Raw genomic sequence first — 21,268 nt, 5'->3', positions numbered from 1 at the left:
GGAATCTTCATGGAAAAGTTTACATTTTTTTATCGCAGTCATTCGCCATTTTCGCAATGGTATCCTTCTGATTTTGTCGTGGATGGATTGGAGTTTAACTGTGCCGAGCAATATATGATGTTGAAAAAAGCACAGCTTTTTGGGGATGAAGAGGCGGCCTTGAAAATTATGCAAGCCCCTACCCCAAGGGAGCAAAAAGCCCGGGGCCGCAGTGTGCGCGGATTTGACCAATCCTTGTGGGAGGCCAATTGCCGGCAATTTGTATATGACGGTAATTACGCCAAGTTTACACAAAATCCGAATTTGCTCAAGCACCTGCTTAAAACGAAAGGAACCACTCTGGTTGAGGCTAGTCCGACCGACACCATTTGGGGTGTAGGCTTAGCTGAGAGCGATGCTCGTATACGGAACCGCAAGCTATGGCGTGGCACGAACTGGCTAGGAGAAATATTGACAAATTTACGTGAGGATGTATTGCAAAAGGAGGAATAGTCATCATGAAAAATACAATGAATTCCCGGAGCAACCGGGATGCCCGATCGCATATGGCGCAGGAAACACTATCCATTTTGGAACATGGGAATTATACGAATATCAAACTGGTTCAAGTAAATATGACAAAAGAGATAGGAAATGCGGTCACAGGCTCGAAGTTATATACACCTTCTCAGCTGGTAGCTGTAAAACAAGAGGCAGAGCAAAGAATAAAAAGTATATTGGGGCCTTCTTCCCGTATAGACGAACAGACGATCATTGCAAAATTGGAAATTACGGGAGAAAGCACGTTACAAGCGGCATACAGACTCCAGGTAGAGGAGAAGCTGGCCCACGTGGCGTGTTTGAATTTTGCATCAGCCAAAAATCCGGGAGGTGGATTTCTCGGAGGCAGCCAGGCTCAAGAAGAAAGCTTGGCTCGTTCGTCAGCATTGTATCCTTGCATTTCACAAATGGAAGAGATGTATGGACATAATCGGAAGCTGCGGAGCTGTTTTTATTCAGATTATATGATTTATTCGCCTGAAGTTCCGGTATTTCGGGATGATCAGGGGACATTGTTGGAGAAGCCGTATCAAGTCGATTTCCTGACCGCACCTGCTGTAAATGCTGGAGTTGTGCGAGAACGGGAACCAGAGCAGGTGAATCGGATTGGTGAAGTGATGCTGGAGCGGATTCGTTACATTCTTGGAATGGCTAAGCAAAACGGCGTAGAACATCTTGTGCTGGGAGCCTATGGTTGCGGAGTATTCCGCAATAAGCCGGAAGAGGTTGCCCTCTGGTTCAAGCAAGTACTTGTAGATGAAGGATATGGCTTGTTGTTTGACCGGATTGTTTTTGCAGTGTTGGATCATAAAGCAGAGCAGCGTACTTTAAACAGCTTTAAAAATGCTCTATCCTGAAGCTTGAGCTGTGCATAAAAACTGTTTACTATAATATCTCATGAAAAAGGAAGGTGCTGAATGAATCCATCTTCGAATATAACCTGGCATGTGTCCGATGTTGATAAGCAAGCGCGTCAGCTTTTGAATGGACATAAAAGTCCGGTGCTTTGGTTTACGGGGCTGTCTGGTTCGGGGAAATCAACGGTATCCTCCACACTTGAAAAAGCGTTATACGCACAAGGCATACACACGTTTATTTTGGATGGGGATAATGTTCGGCACGGTTTAAATCGGAATCTAGGTTTCCTGCCCGCTGACCGTAAAGAAAATATCCGCCGTATTGCTGAAGTTGCAAAGCTAATGGCACATGCGGGTGTTCTAACGATTTGCGCCACCATTTCCCCTTATCGTGAAGATCGTGAAATGGTAAAGGACATTTTACAGCAGGAAGGTTGCTATGAGATTTATATACAGTGCAGCTTGGAGGAATGTGAGCGACGCGATCCAAAAGGAATGTACAAGAAAGCACGTGCCGGAGAAATTCATCATTTTACGGGGATTGATGCTCCCTATGAAGTACCGCTGGAACCGGATTTAATCGTATCGACTGAAGGTCGGGAGGTAATTCAGTCGGTTCAGGACATCTTGGATTTTCTTGATAGGAAGCAGCTGCTTTTATGATTTTATGATGAATTCTAGGTGAATATTGTCTGAAAGCCTCCATGGCAAAACTTCGAGAAGCGATCTAAGTAATCATTACAGAACGTGAAAATTGAAGCATACCTATTAGTAAATAAATACAATACTGCATATACGGCAAGCCTTATGGGGCTTGCTTTTTTGTTTATGATTTTAAACTAATTCTAAATCCTAGATTATAATAATTATAAAAAAGTATTGATTTTTGTTTGTGCACAATTTATAGTGAAAGGCACATAGTCAACCAATTCATTCAAGAGGTGATGTCAATCATGAGTAACCAACCAACGAACCTGACTACAAGCTGGGGCGCTCCTGTTGGAGATAATCAAAATTCGATCACAGCAGGCTCGCGAGGTCCCGCACTAATTCAGGATGTGCATCTGCTGGAGAAATTGGCGCATTTTAACCGGGAGCGTGTGCCGGAACGTGTCGTTCATGCAAAAGGTGCAGGGGCGCACGGATATTTTGAAGTCACTAATGATTTGTCTGCATTTACAAAAGCAAGCTTCTTGTCTGAGGTGGGCAAGCGTACACCAATGTTTATTCGCTTTTCGACTGTGGCGGGTGAGCTGGGTTCGTCCGATACTGTACGCGACCCGCGTGGTTTTGCGGTGAAGTTTTATACAGAAGAAGGCAACTATGATCTCGTGGGCAATAATACACCTGTGTTTTTTATTCGGGATGCCATTAAATTTCCTGACTTTATTCATACGCAAAAACGTCATCCCCAAACCCATCTGAAAAACCCGAATGCGGTCTGGGATTTCTGGTCCTTATCTCCTGAATCGCTGCATCAGGTAAGTATCCTTATGTCTGACCGCGGTATTCCAGCTACACTTAGACATATGCATGGTTTCGGTAGTCACACGTTCAAGTGGGTCAACGCCGAAGGACAGGCAGTATGGGTGAAATATCATTTTAAAACGGAGCAAGGTGTGCAAAATCTTGATGTGGATTTGGCTGCGAAAATTGCCGGTGAAAATCCTGATTATCATACAGAAGACTTGTTTAATGCCATCAAAAAAGGTGATTTTCCTGCATGGAAACTTCATGTGCAGATTATGCCGGTAGAAGATGCAGATACGTACCGCTTTGATCCATTTGATGTGACAAAAGTATGGTCTCAAAAGGATTATCCGCTGATTGAGGTTGGGCGCATGGTGCTGAATCGCAATCCTGAGAACTACTTTGCTGAGGTAGAGCAGGCGACATTCTCTCCGGGTTCATTTGTTCCTGGAATTGAAGCATCCCCGGATAAAATGCTGCAAGGACGCCTGTTTGCCTACGGCGACGCACATCGCTACCGTGTAGGTGCAAATCATAATTCGTTGCCGATCAACCGTCCGCATGCAGAAGTACACAACTACCAACGCGATGGTGCATTACGCAGTGACAGCAATGGCGGAGGATCTGTTTATTACGAGCCTAATAGTCTCGGTGGACCCAAAGAATCACCTGCGCACAAAATTGCTCCTTTTGAAGTGTCTGGCGAAGCGCAAAGTGTAGCCTACGATCATCATGATCACTACACACAGCCAGGCGACCTGTACCGCTTGCTCAGTGAAGAAGAGCGTGCACGTCTGGTCCGAAACATCGTAAATGCGATGAAGCCCGTAGAAAGTGATGAAATCAAACTGCGTCAGATCGGTCATTTTTATAAAGCTGATCCTGAATATGGACGTCGTGTAGCCGAAGGTTTGGGCTTGACCGTTCCTCAAGGCGAGTAGAGGTATCTGCAAACTCTAACCTGAAAGCCGTATGAATATATAATAAAAGGATGTCCCAACACCACGTACATGGTGGATGGGACATCCTTTGTTTTGAGAGCGATGTAAATCAGGTGCTGCTATATCCTCTGCAAGCGAGGTAAATAGATTACAAGAAACAGCGACCGTCCTAGGGCAAATACAATAAAGGACAGCCAAAGTCCGTGATTCCCATAATGGGGAACGCACCAGAAGAGAGCGATCAAAAAGCAGAGCAATGAGATCAGCATCGAATTACGGATCGGATACGTTACTGTCATCCCCGTAAACACACCATAGAACACCAGTCCCAGTCCGGCTGCCAGCGGAAAGACCACAAGCCATCCATTATAAGGGCCTGTAAGGCTAATCACTGTAGCATTATCCGTAAATAGCGAGATAAGCGGCTCTTTCAGTGCGAAATACAATCCTCCCGTCACTACGCTGGTCACCAGTGTCCAGAACCAGGACAAGTGAATAACCCTTTGCAGCATTTTACGATCCCCGGCACCCCTAGCCTGACCCGTCATAATGCTACTGGCGTTGGCGAACCCATCAAAAAAGTAAGCCATAATATAATGGATCTGCAACAAAATAGCGTTCGCCGCCAACTGATCGGTTCCAAAGCTCGCACTGCGTGCCGTAAACAGATTAAACATTGTCAGCAGACAGGCTGTGCGAATCATGAGATCAAGGTTTGTCGCCATGACATTTTTCAACTCTGAAGCTCCAAACCAACCTCGCCAATTCATCTGTCCGCTTTGCTTCCATTCCCTCCAAATCGATGAGCGGAACACCAGCGCCAGACCCAATACACATGCAAGAATTTCCGCAATCAGAGTAGCGCTTGCCACACCCGTGACATTCCAATGCATCATCTGTGTAAATACAATAGCTAATACCATATTGATTACGTTCATTGAAATTTGCAAAAATAATGTAGCCTTCACACGGGACAATCCCATCAGCCAGCCTAGCAGCACATAGTTCACCAATGTAAGGGGTGCTCCCCAAATACGAATGTTAAAATAAATCGCTGCCTGCGCTGCCACATCCTGCGCCGGATGGATTAGCTGGAGAGAAGCCAGCAGAATTGGCTTTTGCAACACAATGAATACCGCACCAATGAGTAAAGCAATGGCCAGTGGGCGCATGAGAGCAGCTATGCCCTGGTCGTTATTTTGTGCCCCTGCGGCTTGTGCCGTGAAAGCTGATGTGCTGACTCGCAGAAAGCCAAACAACCAATATAAAGTATTAAAAATAAGAGTGCCCACCGCTACACCGCCTAAATACGCGGAATGGCTTAAATGACCGATTACAGCTGTATCCACCGCACCGAGCAGCGGGGTTGTAATCGTCGAAATAATTAAAGGGATAGCTAAAGCAAGATAGGCTCGGTGGGAAGGCAACATGTTGAAAAAACCTCCAGTAATGATTGTGTATAGGGATGGCGATCCGAATGAAATAATGCTTCCTTGGGAAAATGCTCAAGCACACTGCCTTCTTTCATGACCATGATTCGATCACTCATAAAGTGCACAGCCGCCAGATCATGTGAGATAAACAGATAAGCCAGTCCTAGTTCATCCTGCAAATCCTTGAGCAGATTCAAAACGGTGGCTTGTGTGGTCACATCCAAACTTGCTGTTGGCTCGTCCAATACGATAAAATCCGGCTCTGTGCTGATAGCACGTGCGATGGTTACACGCTGCTTTTCCCCACCGCTGAGCTGATGTGGAAACTTATCCAGATAGCTGGCTGGAAGCTTTACCATCTCAAGCAAATGTTCTGCTGTATCCCGACGTTCTGAGGACTTACCCGCCATAAAGGAAGGAACATAGTACTTAAGCTGGTCCAGTGGCTCCAGCAGGGATTGCAGGATGGTTAGTCTGGGATTCAAAGCCGCGGATGGATGTTGAAATACTGCACCCAGCCTGCTACGAATCCGTTTTAATTCGCTCCGCTTTAGCCCACGGATAGACTGTCCATCCAGTCTAAGCTCACCTTGATCAAACGGGTCCAATGTCAAAATACAGCGAGCGAGTGTGCTTTTCCCACTGCCGCTTTCCCCGACGATACCCAGACATTCTCGGGGGGAGATCGACAGAGCAACATCTTGCAGCACCGTTTTACCTCCAGCGTAAGCCTTCGTCAAACCGGAGACGGTCACGACAGCATTAGACGTGTCTTGCTGCTGAGCGTAGGCGGCTTGATTATTCATGTAAAGCGCTCCTTTCCAATGCGTTCTGTTCTTCAGTGCTGTTGTAAGGCAAACGTGCTGGAGCGCCCGGAGACAGGGGCGGAATAGCCGCCAGTAGACGACGAGTATACGGGTGGACCGGATGGTTCAGCACCGCTTGCGTTTCACCAGTTTCAACCAGGAAACCTTCGCGCATTACTGCGATTCGATCTGCATACTTGCGTACATGACGCAGGTCATGAGTGATCCACAAGACGGAAATACCCGTCTCCGTCCGGATTTGGTCAATGAGCTGAAGCACCCGATGAGCTGTGAGCGTATCCAGCGCAGTTGTAGGCTCGTCGGCAATAAGCAACTTCGGCTCCAGTAGCAGTGCAGCCGCAATAGCTGCCCGTTGCAATTGACCGCCGCTGAGCTGAAACGGATAGCTGCGGTACACACGCTCGGCGGGAAGCTGTACGCGCTCCAGCACCTCGATACAGCGCTGTTTGCGCGCCTTGCGATCTTGATTGCCATGGGCGCGCATCAGCTCGTCCAGTTGGCTGCCCACACGCAGAAAGGGGGTGAAAGCCCCATGGTAGTCTTGAAAAATGTAAGATATTTCACTACCAAGCAAAGAACGTCTTTGTTTAGCGGATAGATCCAGCAAATTATTGTCCTTCCAGGCAATAATTCCTTCCGCTGCAACAGAAGAGGGGAGAAGGCCGCCGATAGCGAACGCCGTCATGCTTTTGCCACTACCGCTTTCGCCGGCTAGAGCACACCATTCCCCCGGACGAACGGCAAGCTTCAGTTGCTCTACAATCGTTTTTACATTTGTCCGAATCGTTAAGCCTTCAATAGTCAGCATGTGCCAGTTCACTCCTCTGTCCGGGTTTTAACATCATAACGGTCGCGCAGCTTGTCTCCAAATACGTTCGCCAGTAGCACTGTTAGCACGACAGCTATCCCTGGAACAAGCATCAGGTGGGGAGCCATTTGAAAATACGCTCGTCCTTCATTCAGCATCGTACCCCATTCAGGAATTGGTGGCTGTGGACCTAAGCCCAAAAAAGATAGGGAGGCAATCATTAAAATGATTTTGCCGATATCCAGCGTAGCTAGCACAAGAACATTCCCAATTGCATGGGGAAGAATATGCCGCATGACAATCCGCAGGGAGGAGGTACCCGCCAGTATGGATAACGAAATGTAATCCTTTTGCTTTTCAGCCAGAACGGTACTACGCACCAGGCGCGCATAACCAACCCATTTTACCGCAGTCACCGCGAAAATAAGATTTACTAAGCCTGGTCCGAGCAAACCGCTCAGTACAATGGCAAAAATATAATCAGGTAATGTCATGAAGGCATCGACCACCCGTTTGAATACACGATCCATCCAGCCTCCAATAAACCCTGAAAGCAGACCAAGAGGGACCCCGACAACCAGCGAAACGGCCAAAATCAATAAACTGGTTCCGACAGTCGTCCGAAGTCCAGCTATCACTCTCGATAGTACATCTCTGCCCAAATGATCAGTTCCCAGCCAGTGTGTAGCGCTGATTGATTGTAGTCGATTCCCCATCTGGATACGATACGGATCTTGCGGAGCAAGAAACGGAACGACTGTAATTGCTGCAAGAATGAGCAGAACGGAGAGCGACACGATCCATGTATTGGACAAGCGCGTTCTAGTGAGCTGCCTGTTTTCCGCATGTACGGATTTTATCATGATAAACGTTTCTCCTTCAAAGCGATTTCAGGATTGACCCAACGGTAGGACAGCTCTACCAAAATATTGATACATACAATGAATGCAGCCATAAATACGGTATAGCCCTGAATAATGGGGTAATCCCTTGCAGCGATGGCATCCACAATCCATTTGCCCAGCCCTGGATAGGCGAATAGCACTTCAATCACGACTGTGCCTCCCAGTAGGCTGCCTATACTCTCACTGAATACCGTAATGAGTGGAACAAGACTGTGACGGAGCATATGTCTGAAAAAAATGCGGATGGGGCTGATTCCACGCGCTTGCGCCGCTTTGATAAAGTCTTGCCCCGAGCTTTCAATCAGACTTGCGCGGATCATTCGTACATAAACGGCCGCCATTGCCAATCCCAAGGTAAGAGAAGGGAGTACCAAATGAAAAGCGGTTCCTTCACCCATAGACGGCAAAATACGTAATTTAACTGCAAACCATTCGATAAACAAAAGCCCTAGCCAAAAGCTAGGAATTGAGGAGCCGATTAAGGCAAACACACGACTGGCTCTGTCAATCCAGCGGGTACGGTAGAGCGCCGCCATCGTTCCCAACGGGAGAGCTATCAGCAGCATAATGAACAGAGACCCTCCGGTAAGCAGCAGTGTATAAGGCAGTTTTTCCATAAACTCTGTGAATACTGGACGATGGGTTAAATAAGATTGTCCAAAATCAAACTGAAGCAACTGAACCAACCACTTACCATATTGCACAGGTAATGGTTGATCCAGCCCCAGTTGGCTGCGCATATCCATAATTTGCTGATTGGACACAGCTACATCGTCGACTCGGAGAATGCTCCGGACGGGATCGCCCGGAACAAGCTTAAGCAGACAGAAGCTCACAAAGGAAAGAATAAGAAAGAACAAGACCAGTTCAAGAAACTTTTTGGCGATGGATTTAAACATGCTAGTTCACATCCAGGTTCTGGGTCAGCAAGTAGTATTCACTTTGGCTAGTTACCCAGTTATGTACGTAATCGCGATAGGCCACTACGTTGTTTGGATGGACCAGAAAGGATTGCAGATTTTCTTGGTCAATCAGCGTGACAGCCTTCAGAGCCAGCTTGTTGCGTTCTTCCTCATTCACGGTGGTGTTCAGTTGTGAAATCATACCCGTGAGTTCCGGTACATGCACACGCCCATAATTCAGTGCTCCTTCAGGCATGTAAGCCGCATTCAGAAAATAGCTTGCATCGCCGCGCGGGGCTGTAATGCTACTATAAGTCGCTAAATCCCAATCCTGATGAGCGGCAAGATATTCGTCAATATTATCAACCTGACGGATATCAATCGTAATGCCAAGTTCTTTAGCGTTAGCCTGAATAAGCTGAGAGATGAGTGGAAGCTCCGCTCTCGACTGGTAAGTTAGCAATGTAAGATGAAGCGGCTTGCCGTCGGGGTTCGCAACTTTACCGTTCTGTACTGTATATCCAGCTTGCTTGAAGCCTTCTCGGGCAGCATTCAAATCAAACTGTTTCGTAATATATTCCGGTGAAAAAGGAAAGTCGGACAAGAACGGGCCTTGAGCAGGGGTTCCCTGACCAGACATGATACCACTGGCGATCTCATCCCGGTTGATCAGGTTATCAAATGCTTTACGAACAGCCGTCTTTTTCAGATCGTTATTGTTCATATTGTAAATAAGCTGATGCGTTCGCAAACTAGGAAGTGAGTCAACCTTAACGGTAGAATCAGCTTTCAATAGCTCCAGGCTTTCAATTGGCGGGCGATACACAATATCAGCAGTTTTGGCTTGAAAAGCAAGCTGACGTGCATTGGCGTCTTCGTTAAACATGAATTTAGCATGTTTCAACTTTACTTCACCGTTCCAATATTGTTCATTGCGCTCTAAATTCAGTTCACTTCCAGCACGGAAACTGGCAACCTTGAACGGTCCCGTTCCTGATGGGAAGTCATCTGTAACTGTGGTGTCTATAATAGCGGTATTCGGATGAACCAGCTCGGACACAAATTCCGGGAAAGGCTTGTCTGTCGTAATGGTCAAAATCTGTCCATCCGCATGAATATCACGGATATGTAGCGCATTTTTGACCGATGGATTGAGCTTTAGCGCTCTTTCCAAGGAGGCTTTGACAGCAGGGGCATTGACGACTTTACCGCTGTGGAAGTTCACACCTGGTCGGATGTTGAAGGTCCAGTGCTGTCCGTCCTTGCTGTCCCATTTCTCTGCAAGCCAAGCTTCCAGCTTAAGATCCTTGTTCACTTTGATCAGTGTTTCACTTATTCCAGCACGAACAGCTGTGTAATTTACATCTGCATGAGGATCTATAGAAGGGCTTTGCACATTGAATAATAAGGTGACACTTTTATCTTGTGGTGCAGCAGATGGAGAGGGTGAAGCTGACGGAGATGAAGCGCAGGCTGCCATCATCACCGCAATTACCGCAGGTATAAATAGTTTAAAATACGAACGCTTAAACAACAGGGAGTCCTCCTTAATAGTAATCGTAATTTTTACGCTTTAATGCATAAATCATATCGTAACCAAATGAAGGAGCTTTGTAAATATGTAATTGATGAGTGTGTATGTAAATTCATATGAAAAAAGGCTGCATAACCAATAGTGAGATGGTTAGCAGCCTTTAAGTATATTTAGAAATTTTTAATTTGGGATGGAAAAAAATTTATGAATTAATGCATGGGTGCTTTGGCAGTGCCATGTTCAACATGAACTCTGCGGATGAAAAACGCAAGGATCAAACCGACCACACTGATGATCATCGCAAAGAAAAATGAATTTTGTGATCCGATTGCCATGGCATTTGCCATTTCATTTACGGATTCAGGCATACTGGATTGGCTCAAATAGCTGTCCATGCCTTTCGAGAGAATGCTTACCGCTACGGCTGTACCGATAGCACCAGCAACTTGTTGGAGCGTGCTCATAATGGCCGTTCCGTCTGGGTATAGATCCATAGGGAGCTGGTTTAGGCCGTTTGTCTGAGCTGGCATCATAATCATGGAAATGCCGATCATCAAGCAACTATGAAGCACAATAATGAGTACGAGAGTTGAAGTTGTTGTAATGCCGGACAGGAAAAACAAAACAGCGGCCACAATCACAAGGCCTGGAATAACAAGCCATTTGGGACCAAATTTATCGAATAGGGAGCCCATAATGGGAGACAAGAGACCGTTGATAATCCCACCAGGCAGAAGTACCAAACCTGCTGCTAGAGCAGACAGAGCCAGCCCTTTTTGCAAAAAGAGTGGAAGAATCAGCATCGTAGAAAGGATCGTCATCATACATAGGAACACCATAATAACGCCGATAACGAACATTGGATATTTAAACACACGCAAATTCAACATTGGCTGCTTCATTTTCAATTGACGTACAGAGAACAGTATCAACGATACCAGACCGACGATCACAGGAAGCAGAACCATCGGGCTAGCCCAACCTTCGCCACCTTCTCCAGATTTACTGAAACCAAACACGACACCGCCGAAGCCAATGGAAGACAGGAGGATAGATAAAAGATCAATTTTGGGCTTGGTCGTTTTTGAAACGTTTTGCATAAATAAAATACCGCAAATCAGCGAGAGAACCAAAAAAGGAAGAGAAATCCAGAAGATCCAGTGCCAAGACAGATTTTGCAGTACCAGTCCTGCAATGGTAGGTCCCACCGCAGGTGCAAACATAATTACCAATCCGATGATCCCCATAGCCGCGCCTCTCTTTTCAGCCGGGAAAATGATCAAGATGGTGTTAAACATCAACGGCAATAACAGCGCTGTACCAATGGCCTGAAGAATACGAGCGATCAATAGCACTGAAAAAGTAGGTGAAAGTGCAGCAACGAGGCAACCAGCTATTGAGAACAGCAACGATGTAACAAACAGCTGTCTTGTCGTAAAGGTTTGAATCAGCAATCCCGATACAGGTACTAAAATACCGAGTGTCAGCAGGTAAGCGGTCGTCAGCCATTGGGCTGTTGCAGTTGTAATATGCAAAATCTGCATCAAATCATTCAGAGCAATGTTAAGTGCCGTTTCACTGAACATTCCAATAAAGCCACTAAGGAGCAGGGCAATCATAATAGGTAGCACCTTGAACGTTTTGGGTTCAGAGGGTGAACTCGTTTGACTCTTTGTACTCATGTTGTTTTTGTTCCTCCAATAAATTAATGGGTATTGAATTATAACGATCGGTCTATATATAATAAACATGTTGTTATTTTTTTGTCAAAGTAAATTATAAATAATATATAATGAAGGATGCTGTATATGGCTGCTAAACCTGAATCATACGAGAATATCGTACAAACCGCATCGAAGCTCTTTTTTCATCAGGGGTATCACGCAACTGGACTGAATCAGATTCTTGCGGAGAGTGGATCACCGAAGGGCTCACTTTATTATTATTTTCCGCGTGGTAAAGAAGAATTAGCTTTGGAGTGCATAAGAAGAGGGAATGAATTTATTAAGCAAAAATTAAAACAGACACTGGACGAAAACGATAATCCTGTACTAGCCATTCAGAATTTTATTCGCAATACAGCTGAGGAGGCAGACCGTACCGGCTTTAACGACTTCATGCCGATTGGCTTCTGGGCTGCTGCGGAAACTTCCTGTATTAGCGAATCGCTACGTCATGCTTGTGTGAATACATTTGCAGATTGGCAACGCATTTATATGGAGCGTCTTCAGAAATCGGGCTGGACAGAGGAAAAGGCACACAGTCTGGCGGTACTTATCATTTCGATGCTCGAAGGTGCATTAATTTTGGCTGTTACGCAACAGAGCAGTGCTCCTATTTATAATATCGTGGATTACATTCCACAGTTGGTCAAATAATCCTGTCTCTTCGATTTTCAATAGCTCCTAATGAGCTCCAACAAGCAACTTTAAAAAGCCGATGTTCTCGTTTTTGAGAACTTGGCTTTTTAGTGGTTCTGAGACGTAATTTTACTCACATTACCAGCACCAAATGATGAAAAGTATGGTAAAATGGAATGAATTTGATTTTGATTTTGCACGAAAGGAAGGGTGATAGCAAATGGCAAAAGCGAAGGTAGCCAAACGGCCTACTCGGGATGAATTTGTACTGGAGGAAATCGGGAATCAGCTTGTAGAAGCACAACGTGAGCAATCCGAAATCGTATTGACCGTATGGGGACGCCAAGAAACAACCCGCGGACAGATCGTTAAAATGGACCCGAGAACGGGAAAGGTTCATGTGGAGAGTAATGGAGAAACAGAAAAAGTTCCTTTTATGGATATTATGAGTGTAAATTACCCGAGAGATTAGTTGTTGTGATTACATAAATATAGCAGAAAGGGACGAAAAGAATGACAAAGTTAGGGTCTCCCTTACTGCTGTGGGAAAGTAACAATTTACAATTCGCGTATACAAAAACAACCGAGTGGTTTAGAGCCATCGGTTGTTTTTGTATACTGCTGCATGAGTGGGAAGAGAAAGCCGCGTTATTGTGTTGGCACTTTCCCTTGTACATGCTTATGTAGCTTTTATCGGGCTGGTATGACTGGCACGTGCTTCGGCTTTCTTAAGCACCTTACGATCAAAAATGAAGGGGCCAAACGGCAACAGCGATGCAATCAAGGCTGCAAGACTTTGCAGTAGCGTTATTTTCCGCAGAATCAGCATGACCACAGTAGCTATGACATAAGCCACGAACAGTACCCCATGGATCATACCCACCCAGCTTACCATTTGCGGCATTCCAGCTGCGTATTTAAGCGGCATAGCGATACACACAAGCAGTAGATATGAAATCGCTTCAATATTACCAATGACACCAAACATCTTAAAGGTATTTTTGAACATAATACACCTCCTTTTCCTATTGCTTAAAATTTAATATATCCTATAATGCAATGTTATTAAACGGTAGAAAGTTACGATATATCGAATATTTACAGCTGAATCCCAAGGTTATGTCAGAGCTTTCACATGACTGAAGTATCTCCCATCAAATGCTTCATTTCGCTGATTCCAACGTACCACAGCTTAGCGTGCCCGGAAACGATAATCGTAATTTCGTTTAAATTGTTGAAACAAACAATAGGGCTTAAAAAGACGGCTTGAAGTAAGAAAAAACACTAAGCTGATCAAGTTCGAAGGCTTAGCACAAGTTGTTTGCGCGACCCTATCAGTAAAAATGCTAGTGTGAAGCCTAAACATTTTGTATGCAAATTCCGATAACAGTTAAATGAACGTGTGTACATTATAGTGTGAATTTTAAAAGCTGGATGGCAGCAGAAGGGTTTATAAGCTTAACTTATTAGTTTTGACAAATAAAATTCACATACTGGTATCAAGGAGAGCATAGATCATGAATAAAAAACGTTTGCGTCAATGGATGGCTCCGTTCGCAACGGCTACACTGATTTTAAATACGGGATATGGCATTTTGGCCCCCGATGCAGTGGCTAGCGCGTTGCCGACTGAGAGGCATAACTCAAATCTGACAGGACTGAATACAGCACAGTTACATACCAAATTAGCAACCGCTCAAGGTCGTCATGTGCCGGTTACTTCAGGCACGAAAGTGACTACGTTAACAAAAGGTTATGGTCAGAACACCTATCTCAACCAAATGCTAAAAGTAATGTCGAGCCAAATGGTTACTGCGAATATCGCGCCGGCAGAGGTAAGCAATCTGACAGCGGTTCCTACAGAAACAACAAAAGTAAATTTGTCCTGGACCAATCCGTCGGACCTTAATTTCGACCATGTAAAAGTGGTTGGTGTCACTAACGATGTGTATGTAGATAATATTAGAAGTAACTCTTATATGTTGAGCGGTTTACAGCCGAATACGACCTATACCTTTCGAGTGAAGACGGTGAATAAGAGCGGAGATGAATCACAAGGTACGACAGTACAGGCCAAAACGGCTTCCATTGATGTCCCTGTAGATAAGACACCTCCAGGAGAGGTAAGCGGGCTGACAGCGACGAATGTCGGATATAATGCTTTTACCGTAAATTACATATTGCCTAAGGATGCTGACCTGAGCCAAGCGATCATCTATTTAAATGGTAAGGAAGTGCAGCGAACTACAGGGACGTCCTATACGTTCAGTGGATTGATTGCCTCCACAAATTATACAGTTCTGGTCAAGACTATTGACAAATCCGGCAACATCTCTGGAGGAATCAGTATTCCGGTTACGACCTCAGCGCTCAGCGTTGATACCGTGCCCGAAGTGACAGGAGCTTCAGTGACATCAGTTAATAACTATAGCGTCACTGTTTCCTGGACGAGACCCAGCGGAATTAGTACAGTCAGTCTGTATAAGGACGGGCAACTGGTAACCGATTCATCAGGAACATCCTATACATTCAACAATCTTTCTTCAGGGCAGGCCTATTCGTTCACGATTAGGTCCAAGCGAAGCACAGGTGCATTGTCCTCCGGTGTGAGACTGACTGCCACAACGGACAGTACGTCCTCCAATTCGTCAGAAGTGTCCAATCTTGAAGTAGATAGCAAAAGTGATACCTGGATCAAAATCACCTACGATATGCCGAGTAAAGCCGACAAGGTGAAGATATATGTTGATGGAGATTATGAGGGAACTACAAGCTCTGAGTCCTATAAAATCACGGATTTGCGAGAAGGACGCTGGTATGAGATTAAGGTCGTGACTGTCAATAGTAATGGAAGAGAATCTAGCGGTGTAAAGATATCAGAACGCACGGATTCGGATGGTTACTATTCTTCTTCGTCATCTAGTTCATCGAATTATGAGAAAGCGAGAGATTTGATGCGAATTGCAGAAAACAGTCTGAATGCCTCGGACTGGCGTTCTGCCAGAGATGCAATCAGTGATCTGCCGAGCGGAACCCGTAAAAGCGATTTGCTGGATCGGTTAGAAGCTATTCGCAATAGAGCGATTGGTACCAGTAGTTCATCATCCGGGACGAGTTCTACAACAACAACTTCTGGTACAACGTCCTCATACCCTAACAATGCGGTTTCCTCATATTCAACTTCGTTCACCCTGACACCAGGAGCTAAATCAGCTTATGTCGATGGTCGTGCTACGACGATGGCTCAGGCTCCGCGAATCATAAATGGGGCGACGATGGTCCCGCTGCGCTTTATCAGTGAACGGATAGGTTACGAGGTAAATTATGAAAAGTCGACCAAAAAGATCATTCTGACTCGACCTACAGACGGCAAACAAGTAGTGCTTCAAGTCAAGAATTCGACCCTTGCCGTGTATGAGTTAAACAACTCACGGAGTTATTCGACGAACATCACAGCTCCGGTTATTGTTAACGGCTACACACTGGTTCCATTACGAGTGATTAGCGAGCTTTCGGGGTATCAGGTGAACTATAATACTGCATCCAAACAAATTACGATTACAAAATAAATGCTTCTGCAAAAAAAGGTTCTAGAGTTTTCACTTTAGAACCCTTTTTGTGTATTAGGAAGTGTATGTAAAACAATGACAATCTGTTACTCTGTAAACAAGTTATCTTGATTGAAAAGAATATCGAGTTGCTTAAGCTCGTCACTTGTTAGTCGAACACCCAGAGTTTGAAGATTGGACTCGATTTGATCAGGCTTGGTTGCACCTGGAATAATTAGATCAACGGCTGGACGCGTTAATAGCCAAGCTAGCGCAATCTGTGCAGGATCTGCACCCTTGTCTTTCGCGAATGCTTTGAAGCGATCCACGCGTTCCAAATTTGCGAGAAATGCTTCTTTTTGAAATAAAGGATTATTCATTCGTGAAGTGTCATTAAAAACATCATCCTTCTTATATTTACCGGCCAACAGACCTGATGCGAGCGGGAAAAAAGGAATCAGTGAAATTTCGTGCTCTAGACAATAAGGAATAACGTCGGCTTCTGCATGACGAACCAGTAGTGAGTATTCAGCTTGAAGAACATCCAAGTGCTTATTAGCATTAAAAGCCTGAAGCTGCTCAAAGCTTAAATTTGAAGCGCCAATGGCTTTGATTTTCCCTGACTTCTTCAGCTCTGCAAGTGTGTCAGCAGCTTCAGCCAGCGGGGTACGGCTATCGGGAAAATGAAGAAAGAAAATGTCAACATAGTCTGTCTGTAATCTCATTAGGCTGTCATCCACAGCCTTACGTAATGCAGCTGCACTGTTGTCGACTTCCAGATGACCTTGATTAAATTGGGGATTAGAAGAAGCTTTAGTAGAGATTACAAGATGTTCACGGCCACCATAATCCCGGATGGCTTCACCGATTAACTCCTCAGAGTGGCCCATTCCATACAGAAATGCGGTATCAATGAAATTGATCCCTTTTTCAAGGGCAGTCCTAATTAATTGTCGGCTTAGAGTATCATCGACTTTTGAATACATCATTGAATTACCTACCACACCTGCCCCAAAACCAAGTTTAAATGCTTTTAATCCTGTTTTTCCTATTGCTATTGTATTGTTCATGTTTATAAGCTCCTCTTTTGTATGATGTGGAATCCTAGGAAGGACTCTAATGCACATCTTACAACCTGGTGTAAACACTAGGTCAAGTAGAGTGATCAGGAATCGAAAACAGATTAAGTTTGGGTCTCAAGTGGCAAAAAGTTATGGCCAAATTTTTGCCCCGTTTGCAATTTCAATTCAATCATATACTTAATTTCCTGAATTTCTTTTAGTTGCTGATCTATCTTTTTTTGGTAATCGTAAAGCCTATCGTACCATTCAATATTTAATATGTTGCTCTCATCTAATTGAAGCTGGATAATAGGTTTTAACTCCTTCAGCGACATTGGTTGTGTCAGGAGTGTCTTCATTCCGATGCAAAATGATAAAACGCTACTGATATATAAATGTCAGTAGCGTTTTATATCGTTTAAGCATAGAACAAGGAAGAGGCGTATGCCTGATGAAATCGAACTAACCTAGATAGTAGATGATCTTTTTTTTAAAATTTGACGATCATATCGGTAATGACCTGAGTGGAATTTTAATACTTACCTGTCCGCCGCCTGTCTGGGTGGAGTTGGCAATAATCAGCTTTCCGCCATGTAGGTTGACAATGGATTTTGTTATATACAGGCCCATCCCGTAATGCCCGCTTAATCTTCTGGACGAGTCACCCATATAAAACTGCTCGGCGGCCTGTTTGAGACCTTCTGTAGAGAAGCCCGAGCCTTCGTCTAAGATGCTGAACTGAATGCCGTCTTCCACAGACTCTACGATCACCTGGATCTCGCTATACTCAGGTGCCTGATCTACCGCATTAGAAGCAACATTCATAATGGCGCGCTCAAGTAGAACTGGGTCTGCATACAGCGTCTTAGGGAGGTTATATGCAGCGAATGCTACAGATATTTTTTTGACAGCAGCCAAGGCTATTATTTGATCTTTCACTTTCGTTAAATAGAAGTCAGAATCCATCGTTTCCGCCCGCAGGGTGACAAGCGTTTCCGCTTTTGAAATTTCAATAAGAGTCTTAATATACTGCTCCATCTGCCTGGTGCTTTCCGATATATAATCCGTATAGTTCTTTTGCTCTTCGGACTGATCGGTCTCGGACAGCAGCTCTACGTTTCCACGAACGATAGTGAGTGGTGTTTTGACATCGTGTGCCAGGGCGGATATTTGCTCGCGACGTGATCTTTCCAGATTCCACTGTTTGTGAAGCGAAGTCTTTAAAGTTTCTTTCATTTTATCCATGGAATGCAGCACCTGATCGATCTCCATCACGCCACTGAATTCGATTGAGAAGTCCAGATCCTGTGCTTGAATTTGTTTGGTGGCCTGCTGCAACCCACTCATCTTACGTGCCAGCTTTCGTCCGAAGGAGGAAGCCAGCAAGGCACCTCCCCCCAGAAAGGCGATACAGAACACGGCAAAAAAGGACAATTCCGCGTTCGGCAGGTATTGACGCAGGATAGGAAGTTCAAACTGAGCCGAGACAGAATAGCGCATCACAGTAACTTTATCATGATGTGAGACTTTTACATAGTTATAGGGAAATTGATAAGCAGTATCGTTCTGCTGCGTAACACTCCAAGCAGTTTGAGCCTGCTTTTCAGAAAGGTTTCCCTCATTGAGGCGGCCTTCCGAAGTGAATGATGCGTATTTATACAGTTTCTGCCGAGAATCCGGCTGTAGGGTCTTGCCAGCTTCAATGATTGTCTTGTCCGCCCGCACCTGATTCTCAGCATAGTTCGCGGGGAGAATGGTCCCACAAGACATCAGGACATAGAAGATGAGAACCAAGAACAGAGCGAGCGCAATCGTCCCGATACAGAACATAACTAAATAACCCAGAAAAATGGTTCGTAGTTTGGTTGTCTTGCATGCTTGCTGTACTTTGGTTACTTCCATCGGTACCCGATTCCCCAAACCGTCTCCACTGGCGAAACCTCTACTTTGCCAAGCTTGGCTCGGATATTTTTAATATGCTCCACGATGGTGGCGGAATCGCTGTCCCCATCCAAGCCGAAGACAGCTTCGTAAATCTGCTCTTTAGGGAACACCTGTCCCCAGTTCAGGGCTAGAAACTTACATATCTCATATTCGCTTTTGGTAAACGGGACTACAACATTCTGAACGGTGATTTCCTTGCCGGACAGATTGAAATGAACTTCCCCGATGCAGAATACATTACGCCGTTCACGATTCTCCCGTCTGAGATGGGCGTTGATTCTTGCGCGCAACTCTCCAGCACCAAACGGCTTGACAATATAATCGTCCGCCCCTTCCCCAAGCCCTAACATCACATCGTTCTCCATGGATTTTGCGGTGAGGAACAGGATCGGGCAGTCTATTTTGCTGCGAATTTCCCGACAGAGTGTGAACCCGTCCATGGTAGGCATCATCACGTCAAGCAGGATGAGGTCAAAGGCTCCAAGCTGCATAGTGAGAACCTGTGGGGAGTCGGAGACCACCGTGACAACATGGCCATCTTTCTGCAAAATATTTTGAAGGAGTGCCAAAACGGCGGGTTCATCATCAACGGCCAACAAGTTTGCCATGCTTAATTCACTTCCCTTGCTTTCTTTACTCTAGTCTTTATTCCGACGAATTGTGTCCTTCCCAACGACAAATCCATAATCCTAATAATACCATGATGACTACGGTCCCTACTACGCAATATCTGACTCCCGAATTAAGCCGTATAGCTTCAGGAATAGATACTGCTGAGTTTATATCGTAATGCACCCAGATCGTGATGAACCGGGCAGCCCAAGCAGAGGGGATGAATATCCAATTATGATCACCCAGCCCTGTAAGAAGCAAAGCGGACAATAGACTCTCCATAATGCCTAGACCGATGGAAGCTCCCTTGCCGAACCGCAAACTAATGAAAAAATGCAGAAAATAGAGGAATACACTGGACATAAACAGAATGCAGGCAGCCAACACATAAAACTTCAAGCCATACGGTGACTCTCTCATAAGATATATATAGCCAGCCCCAAAGCCACCGGAGGCAAGCAGCACACTGCCAAATCCCAAGATCAGGAGCAGGCTGAGCTTGCTCAGGAAAGGTAGCAGCTTCACTGGCGAGATCAATAGCTGCTGGAAATTGCCAGCGACTGCCTCCTGCTCAACAGCAATGGAGCAGACAATACCAATCATGGTAGGAAGAACCACGGCCAAGACCTGCAAATAGCCGTCCACCTTTGAAATCGGTGAATACGGAGTAAAGGAATAATAGGCTAGAAAGATTGCTATGCCTAAAAGCGGCACAAACAGCTGCACAAGCAGTAAGGGCTGCCTTCTAAGTTTAAGCACATCGGATTTCAGATAGCGGAAAAAAGAAATCATCTTATTTAGCCTCCCGCTTGCGGAAGGACATCGCCGTCAGTATCGACAGAATTATAAACAGGCAGATTGTGATCACTAGGCCGGGCACAATCACGCCTTTATCCAAAAGCGGATCTCCTGAAGGAACGGCAAGCCCATTAGGTAGCACTTTAATGACGGCGCACATTAATCGGGCTGGAATAGCATAAGGGACCGCCCACCACACAGAGGACGTAGCGAACAGAATGGTGCAGGATACGTTGCCCAGCATATTAATAATTAGAGTGGCAAACATGCCTATTCGGTCCGTCAGGAACAGGCAAAGTGGAACTTGCCACAAAAAGGTGATGAAGAGGATTAGAGTTGCAGCAACGCTTCCTGCTAGTGTCACAGAAGTTGAGAATACGAATCCGCCAAGAGTTATCCCTATAAATAGGACAATAAAGGAAACCATTAAGAGTCTTACGCAAACCCCGATTTTACCGTACCATACCTGAGCCAAATCTACAGCCATGCCGAGGACAGCACGGTATTTCAGCTTCTTGCCATCCTTTTGGATCACTCCTGAGCACATTAAGGTGAGGGCACCTGGCAGCAGCATGAAATACCACCAATTGTAGCTGGCGCTTTGGAGCATACGTCCTCCCATGAGTACGGTACACAGAAGAAGAGTAGCGATGGGGGCAAGCCAGACTAACTTTTTTGTGAAGGTACGCTTTAATTTTAGATGTTCGGCGGCTATATATTGCTGCATC

General features: G+C 45.2%; 20 protein-coding genes. 7 read left to right on the top strand and 13 right to left on the bottom strand.

Features of this window, described 5'->3' with window-relative positions; genetic code table 11:
* The first annotated feature begins 9 nt into the window (after positions 1-9).
* From JOE49_RS18965 to katA, 4 genes are all read left to right on the top strand, one after another.
* Positions 10-492: an NADAR family protein gene (locus JOE49_RS18965; RefSeq protein ID WP_023988856.1), complete on the top strand. Its 483-nt coding sequence runs from the start codon at positions 10-12 to the stop codon at positions 490-492.
* 5 nt (positions 493-497) lie between these two features.
* Positions 498-1,397, top strand: a complete 900-nt coding sequence (locus JOE49_RS18960; protein ID WP_023988855.1) for a TIGR02452 family protein — start codon at positions 498-500, stop codon at positions 1,395-1,397.
* Between the two features lie 60 nt (positions 1,398-1,457).
* A complete protein-coding gene (cysC, locus tag JOE49_RS18955; RefSeq protein WP_209942420.1) occupies positions 1,458-2,060 on the top strand; it encodes an adenylyl-sulfate kinase in 603 nt (200 codons plus the stop codon).
* 290 nt (positions 2,061-2,350) lie between these two features.
* Positions 2,351-3,808, top strand: a complete 1,458-nt coding sequence (gene katA / locus JOE49_RS18950; RefSeq protein WP_028541635.1) for a catalase KatA — start codon at positions 2,351-2,353, stop codon at positions 3,806-3,808.
* Positions 3,809-3,927: 119 nt separating this feature from the next.
* Here the strand turns inward: katA and JOE49_RS18945 are convergent, their stop codons facing one another.
* The 7 genes from JOE49_RS18945 to JOE49_RS18915 form a co-directional block, all read right to left on the bottom strand.
* A complete protein-coding gene (locus JOE49_RS18945) occupies positions 3,928-5,238 on the bottom strand; it encodes an MATE family efflux transporter (RefSeq protein WP_209942418.1) in 1,311 nt (436 codons plus the stop codon).
* The gene (locus tag JOE49_RS18940) at positions 5,205-6,047 is read right to left on the bottom strand and encodes an ABC transporter ATP-binding protein (protein WP_209942416.1); all 843 of its coding nucleotides are present in this window, start codon (positions 6,045-6,047) and stop codon (positions 5,205-5,207) included. Before JOE49_RS18940 ends, JOE49_RS18945 begins: the two co-directional genes overlap by 34 nt.
* Complete coding sequence (locus JOE49_RS18935; RefSeq protein ID WP_209942414.1) at positions 6,040-6,876, bottom strand: ABC transporter ATP-binding protein; 837 nt, start codon at positions 6,874-6,876, stop codon at positions 6,040-6,042. The genes JOE49_RS18940 and JOE49_RS18935 overlap by 8 nt, the downstream gene beginning before the upstream one ends.
* Positions 6,877-6,884: 8 nt before the next feature.
* Complete coding sequence (gene nikC, locus JOE49_RS18930) at positions 6,885-7,739, bottom strand: nickel transporter permease (RefSeq protein ID WP_209942412.1); 855 nt, start codon at positions 7,737-7,739, stop codon at positions 6,885-6,887.
* On the bottom strand, positions 7,736-8,680 hold the full coding sequence (nikB, locus tag JOE49_RS18925; RefSeq protein ID WP_068938781.1) for a nickel ABC transporter permease: 945 nt from the start codon (positions 8,678-8,680) through the stop codon (positions 7,736-7,738). Before nikB ends, nikC begins: the two co-directional genes overlap by 4 nt.
* Position 8,681: 1 nt before the next feature.
* On the bottom strand, positions 8,682-10,217 hold the full coding sequence (nikA, locus tag JOE49_RS18920) for a nickel ABC transporter substrate-binding protein (RefSeq protein ID WP_209942410.1): 1,536 nt from the start codon (positions 10,215-10,217) through the stop codon (positions 8,682-8,684).
* Between the two features lie 209 nt (positions 10,218-10,426).
* Complete coding sequence (locus JOE49_RS18915) at positions 10,427-11,899, bottom strand: DHA2 family efflux MFS transporter permease subunit (protein WP_053325537.1); 1,473 nt, start codon at positions 11,897-11,899, stop codon at positions 10,427-10,429.
* Positions 11,900-12,025: 126 nt separating this feature from the next.
* On the opposite strand from JOE49_RS18915, the gene JOE49_RS18910 reads away from it, so the two are divergent.
* Together JOE49_RS18910 and JOE49_RS18905 are read left to right on the top strand one after the other, a co-directional pair.
* A complete protein-coding gene (locus tag JOE49_RS18910) occupies positions 12,026-12,595 on the top strand; it encodes a TetR/AcrR family transcriptional regulator (protein WP_023988846.1) in 570 nt (189 codons plus the stop codon).
* Between the two features lie 202 nt (positions 12,596-12,797).
* Positions 12,798-13,049 carry a YolD-like family protein gene (locus JOE49_RS18905; protein ID WP_023988845.1) on the top strand — a complete coding sequence of 84 codons (252 nt, stop codon included), beginning with the start codon at positions 12,798-12,800 and terminating at the stop codon, positions 13,047-13,049.
* A 207-nt stretch (positions 13,050-13,256) separates the two neighbouring features.
* Here the strand turns inward: JOE49_RS18905 and JOE49_RS18900 are convergent, their stop codons facing one another.
* Entirely contained in the window at positions 13,257-13,586 is a 330-nt protein-coding gene (locus JOE49_RS18900) for a DUF3817 domain-containing protein (RefSeq protein WP_071640935.1), read from the bottom strand.
* A 508-nt stretch (positions 13,587-14,094) separates the two neighbouring features.
* Here JOE49_RS18900 and JOE49_RS18895 point away from each other — a divergent pair.
* Positions 14,095-16,146 (top strand): stalk domain-containing protein, encoded by a 2,052-nt coding sequence (locus JOE49_RS18895; protein WP_209942408.1) that lies wholly within the window; start codon positions 14,095-14,097, stop codon positions 16,144-16,146.
* A gap of 86 nt (positions 16,147-16,232) precedes the next feature.
* Here the strand turns inward: JOE49_RS18895 and JOE49_RS18890 are convergent, their stop codons facing one another.
* The 5 genes from JOE49_RS18890 to JOE49_RS18870 form a co-directional block, all read right to left on the bottom strand.
* On the bottom strand, positions 16,233-17,195 hold the full coding sequence (locus tag JOE49_RS18890) for an aldo/keto reductase (protein WP_068938782.1): 963 nt from the start codon (positions 17,193-17,195) through the stop codon (positions 16,233-16,235).
* Between the two features lie 495 nt (positions 17,196-17,690).
* Positions 17,691-19,088 carry a HAMP domain-containing sensor histidine kinase gene (locus JOE49_RS18885; RefSeq protein WP_069080638.1) on the bottom strand — a complete coding sequence of 466 codons (1,398 nt, stop codon included), beginning with the start codon at positions 19,086-19,088 and terminating at the stop codon, positions 17,691-17,693.
* Complete coding sequence (locus JOE49_RS18880) at positions 19,079-19,738, bottom strand: response regulator transcription factor (protein ID WP_068938789.1); 660 nt, start codon at positions 19,736-19,738, stop codon at positions 19,079-19,081. The genes JOE49_RS18885 and JOE49_RS18880 overlap by 10 nt, the downstream gene beginning before the upstream one ends.
* 37 nt (positions 19,739-19,775) lie before the next feature.
* Positions 19,776-20,534 carry a lantibiotic immunity ABC transporter MutG family permease subunit gene (locus JOE49_RS18875; protein WP_209942399.1) on the bottom strand — a complete coding sequence of 253 codons (759 nt, stop codon included), beginning with the start codon at positions 20,532-20,534 and terminating at the stop codon, positions 19,776-19,778.
* Between the two features lies 1 nt (position 20,535).
* A complete protein-coding gene (locus JOE49_RS18870; protein WP_209942397.1) occupies positions 20,536-21,267 on the bottom strand; it encodes a lantibiotic immunity ABC transporter MutE/EpiE family permease subunit in 732 nt (243 codons plus the stop codon).
* Position 21,268 lies beyond the last annotated feature (1 nt).

It is taken from the genome of Paenibacillus sp. PvR133 (assembly GCF_017833155.1).
Taxonomy (GTDB): Bacteria; Bacillota; Bacilli; order Paenibacillales; family Paenibacillaceae; genus Paenibacillus; species Paenibacillus polymyxa_B.
Note: the sequence above shows the minus strand (reverse complement) of the source record. Positions and strands in the feature narration are given on the sequence as shown.